Below are 4,957 nucleotides of genomic sequence, written 5' to 3' on the forward strand. Positions count from 1 at the left end.
TCCTAGTATAGCACAGAAATAAAAAAGACCATTAGGGTATACCCTAGTGGCCTTTAAGCTTAGTGCGAATTATTAATTGAATTTATCGTTTCCCTGTATTTACCATCAAATGTTTTTTCATCTGGAAACAAGGTTTCTCGTGAATATCCTAGTTGTCTTAATTTTTTTTGGATCGAATCTTTAACTTATCACGGAAACACGAGTTACATCACGGTATTTATAGTCCTGTTGTTTTCGTTAATAGCTTGGCTATTTATGGCTCGAAGATTAAAGAAAGCTGATTATGCATAGACACTATTCTATCCCCATTTCCCTGTATAATAGATTAAGCAAGAAGCTTTAATGGCAATGATTGTCTTTTCCCTTGCGAGGTGAGGCTCATGGGAACATGGAATAATCTTCAGGAAGGCTTCACAGTCAATGAGCGTCTTTCAGACACTCTCGTTGATGTTGCTGTTTGGCACGTTTTTAATCGCGCTACTCAGCTATATCGACAAACACCACAAATGAAAAAGCCGCCCCACATAACTTTGNTGTTTTAATATCTGCCACCGTCTTTAACGGCTCTACACGGGAAGTCCTGTTCACGTGGGACTTCCTTTTTCTTTTTCGTTATAGCATGACTATGAAAAATTGGGTAGCAAGGCATTTTCAGCTTATTATTTATCTTTGTATTTTTCAAAAATAGGTTCAACTAATTCTTTTTCAGCGTTTTTCGTACTTCGCCGTATTTGTATATAGTTTCCCAATATGTTTATGTCTGGCAACGGACCCACTTAATCTAATATTTATTATTATGATAGACCAATTTGCCTATTAACTTAGTCTCGGTGTTTTTTTTCTAAAGTTGCTAATAATGCATCAATCCGTTGTTTAACTCGGGTTCGTTGGGTTGTATCAGTTAACAGTACTAACGTATCACCTTCATGAATCAAGGTGTCACCATGTGGAATCACTTCTTGTTCACCACGCCGGATTCCAATGAGCAGTGCTTCTTTAGGCCATGGCATGTCTCGGACCATTTTGCCGTTTAAGGGACTGCCAAAGAAAACCGGTATTTCCAAATGATCAGGTCGATGAAGTTGCTGAACAGTTTTAGGCATTGTCATCTGCTTAAACTTGCTCCTAAGTCAATATTTGGCACATGTTTTTCTAGACACTTGTTCTGATTCTTTCAGTGTTGAACCAATTAATATAATTTGAGATTCTGAGAATTAAATCCTCAAAGCTTGAGAAATGCGTTTGAAAAACGAATTCTCGTTTTAATAATGAATGAAAAGCTTCTATTTGGCTATTATCGTAAGGATATCCTTGCTTAGAATACGAATGGAAGATTTGATGTCGTCTAAGCAAGTTTTCAACATCACAGCTCGTATATTGTGAACCCATATCTGAATGAAAATATGCTGGCCTTTTATGATGTTCAAGTGCTTGGTTAACTGTATCTACTACTAGTTTGGCATTCATCTGTCGTCCTATCTTATATGCGAGTATCTTATGAACCTTTGGCTCATACACTGAACTAAGATATACCCAAGTTCCAGGTCGTAGCTCAAGATAAGTAATATCAGCGCGCCAAGTACTAGCTTTTGGCTTGTTTTTGATCAGATTGAGACGTTGTAAATAATCAACATGAGTACTAGGCTTTTTAAAACGCCGATGCATGAGAGAATGAATCTTCATTTCTTGCATTAGCCGAAAAATCCGTTTGACACCAACTATAATTCCCAGTCTATTTAATGCTAGTTTGATTCTTGGATAACCATAAGCGCGATAGTTTTCTTCCCAAATTTTTCGAATGCTTGCTTTTAAATGACGGTCAACACAATCGTGTTGACTAGGTTGATAGTTCAACCAATGGTAATAGGTGCTACGAGCTAATCTTAAAGTTGAGAGTATTAAGGATAGGCGGTGATAGGGTAACTGAATCTTAATGAAAGCAAGAGTTTTAACTCGCCCTAACGCTTTCCCAGTAACACCGCCGCAGCTTTTAAAATCTCCAATTCCTCCTTGAGACGTTGGTTCTCTTTTTGTAATTTTTTAAATTCTTTAGAAGTAACTTCAGTTCCATCATCAAGTTCAACTGATTTTGCATCTTTAATCCAGTTATGAATTGATGCAGGAGACACTGCATATTCTTCTGAGAGAGAACGAACTGATCTCTTTTCCTCGGTGTGTATTTTAATAATGCTTACTTTAAAATCATCAGTATATCGTTTCATATAAAAACTCCTATCCTAGTTATTTTATTATGGCACAACTGTCTAAATATTTGTGTACCAAATACTAGGATAAGAGCAATAGATGTAGGATATCAATTAACTTCCAGTTAAACTTGAAGTGCAATACAAAAGTTAGACAAAATAGATATTTTTATGCTGCTAAGGTATGTTCTCGATACTCAATTGGGGACATGCCTTTTGTTTTGAGTGAAATTCGGTGATTATTATACCAACTGACATAATTCAGCGAAGCTTCTGTGAGTGACTTAATTTCTTTGTAAGGGGGAAAGCCACTCAAGCATTCCGTTTTGTAAATATGAAAGAAACTCTCGATTGGTGCATTATCATGACAATTTCCTTTTTTAGACATGCTCTGGATAAAATCGTTATCCAGAAGCCTTTGTGTATAATAACCTAATTGATAATGCCATCCCTGATCAGAATGAATGATAGAGTTGCTTCCTTTCGGAAGCTTAGCGATTAATTCATCAAGCGTATTGGTAATCAGTTCACGGTTAGGACTATCGTTAACTTGAAAGGCCAAAACTTCTTTGCTAGCTTCATCAGTAATTACGGAAATATATGCCCATTTTCGATCTGTTAAGCGAACTTGAGTCACATCAGTGTGTAAGGCTTCATACGGTTTTGTGTGACTAAAATCTTGTTTCAAAACGTTCTCTGCTATTTTACCAACAGTTCCTCGATATGAAGAATATTTACCATTTTTACGACGATTGTACATACTCACTTGAACGTTCAACTCATCCATCAAATGACGAACTACTTTGTCGGCAATATGAATATTCAGTTTGACTAGTTCCTCTTGAACTCGTCGATAACCGTAGGTTAATCGTCCCCGCCATTTTCCATCATTGGTGATTTTTAGAATTTTAGCTTTGATATCAATATACTTATCGACATAATTTTTGATACGCTTACGTTCATCATGATAGGTGGCCTTCTTGAGACCTATGGCGTCAAGAATATCACCAATTTTATAACGCTGTGCCTTTGGAAGCTGTGCTTGGTCCACCCTGATTTGATCCACTATTTGTGTTTTTTGACGTCCTTTGAAGGTCCGAACAGGGTCATTGATTTTTTTAGAATATCGTTCTCCAATTTCGTATTGTAGAGTTCCTGCTTCTTCTTAACGAGCTCCGCTCGTAAACGTTCAAGTTCACTTTGCTTTTCTAATTGACGAACTTGTTTTTTCTTACGTTTCATTTTAGATGGCCTGCCTTTAGGATGAGATCTTAAGCCTATAATACCATCACGGATGAACACTTTTCGCCAAATACTTATTTGTGCGGCTAAAATATCATATTTCATAGCAACAATGGCTAAAGAATCATCATGAGTTTGGTAGTAGTCTATCACATCTAATTTAAACTCTGATGAGAAATATCGCTTGTGTCTTTTTCGATTAAAAGTTTCTACACCACCTAATTTATACAGTTGAATCCATTTTCGGACTTGACGCCCGGGTAAGTCATATTTAGAAGCTACTTCCGAGGCATTGAGATTACTATTCAAATATACGGATACAACTTCTGCTTTTAATTTTGAACTATATTTGGTCATAAAAAAAGTACCTCACAATCATTAGACTCTTTGTCTAACAATTATGAAGCACTTCAGTTAAGGAAAGAGCCTAAAACGGCTGAAAAGCCCAAAAAACGGCACTGGTGGCAAAGAAGATAATTAGGGTATAATGAAGCAGTTGCCTATCCAATCTGCAACGGTTGGGAGGTGTGAGTTTTGATTTCTACATTTTTTGCCCCACTTGCGGTTGCGCTAATAACAGCGTGGTTTACGGACTGGCTAAAACGTAAACACCGTAAGTAAAATAAAATAGGCAACAATTAGCCCACCTAAAAAGCCCCTAACGATTCGTGGTCGTTAGGGGCTTTGGTGTAAGTTTGTTTCTACATTTTTTGCAAGTTCATTATAACATGAAACAAAAATGAAGTGCAAAGAAGAAAAATCGAAGTGAGTGGTATAGATTGTGTGATTTTGAAAAAGCTGCTATATGTGAACGGAAGATAAAGGCTTGCGGCGAGTTTGTGATTGAGAGTCAATGCACAAGCACTGGTATAGGTGCTAGTGTCGATAAGGTAGGTTATGTTACCTGAGAGTGGTTTATCCTTCATGATGTATGGGGGGGCTCCAGGCCCTTCTCCTCGATCAAGCTGAACCAGCTTGATCGTTTTACACTCACCGTTAGGCAGGAAAGCAAAGCTTTTATAGAAACTTTGGCTTTCGCCATTTCAGTGTTAAGACTTGTTTAAAGCTGTCAATTTCTTATACTCCCACGCTTCGCTCGTCCGCTACCATTGACAGCAAATAGTTAGTTTTTCTAAAATTTGATAAAGATTTAACTGCTATGTCTCTTTTTAAGGGCCTTATTTTCCGTTTTTAACAATTTTAAGGCTATTTATATATTTTATACCAAAGCCAAAATAAAAAGCCCTCAGCGAGTTTTTAGAGGGATAAATTACAAAACCTGGGCGATTAATAATATCTTCTTGTCTTTTTTGCAAAACGTAAGTGTATAAGGAATTATACAAATTCTTTTTGATTTCGTCAGGTTCATTGACAAAAGCCTCAAACAATTCTTGAATATCAACAATTTAGTGAATTTTTTTGCTTAAAATCTGTCTTAAAAGTTGTCTTCGGCAACAATCAAAATTATTTCTTTTAACCGGGCAAATTACAAGTTTAATCCGAACAAGCCC

The 4,957-nt window shown here is 36.7% G+C and carries 4 protein-coding genes and 1 pseudogene; 1 reads left to right on the top strand and 4 read right to left on the bottom strand.

Annotated elements, in window-relative coordinates; genetic code table 11:
* Window positions 1-447 precede the first annotated feature (447 nt).
* Window positions 448-510 (top strand): putative holin-like toxin, encoded by a 63-nt coding sequence (locus FD47_RS15130; protein ID WP_222843308.1) that lies wholly within the window; start codon window positions 448-450, stop codon window positions 508-510.
* Window positions 511-821: 311 nt separating this feature from the next.
* On the opposite strand, the pseudogene FD47_RS13650 reads toward FD47_RS15130, so the two are convergent.
* From FD47_RS13650 to FD47_RS13670, 4 genes and pseudogenes are all read right to left on the bottom strand, one after another.
* Window positions 822-1,115, bottom strand: a pseudogene (locus tag FD47_RS13650) (TrkA C-terminal domain-containing protein); the annotation flags it as partial.
* 37 nt (window positions 1,116-1,152) lie between these two features.
* Window positions 1,153-2,222, bottom strand: a protein-coding gene (locus tag FD47_RS13655) for an IS3 family transposase (protein ID WP_156319495.1) whose coding sequence is annotated in 2 segments (ribosomal slippage) — window positions 1,153-1,994 and window positions 1,994-2,222 — 1,071 coding nt in all. Because the reading frame shifts where the segments join, the coding sequence is not laid out codon by codon here.
* A 151-nt stretch (window positions 2,223-2,373) separates the two neighbouring features.
* On the bottom strand, window positions 2,374-3,255 hold the full coding sequence (locus FD47_RS13665) for an IS3 family transposase (protein WP_225353009.1): 882 nt from the start codon (window positions 3,253-3,255) through the stop codon (window positions 2,374-2,376).
* Window positions 3,256-3,269: 14 nt separating this feature from the next.
* On the bottom strand, window positions 3,270-3,803 hold the full coding sequence (locus tag FD47_RS13670; protein ID WP_054736555.1) for a transposase: 534 nt from the start codon (window positions 3,801-3,803) through the stop codon (window positions 3,270-3,272).
* Window positions 3,804-4,957: the final 1,154 nt, after the last annotated feature.

Origin of the sequence: Lentilactobacillus parafarraginis DSM 18390 = JCM 14109 (assembly GCF_001435895.1) — a bacterium.
Lineage (GTDB): Bacteria > Bacillota > Bacilli > Lactobacillales > Lactobacillaceae > Lentilactobacillus > Lentilactobacillus parafarraginis.

Bases quoted from the DNA above. Each gene is read 5' to 3' on its own strand.
- FD47_RS13670 (WP_054736555.1), bottom strand. From the start codon at position 3,803: ATGACCAAATATAGTTCAAAATTAAAAGCAGAAGTTGTATCCGTATAT.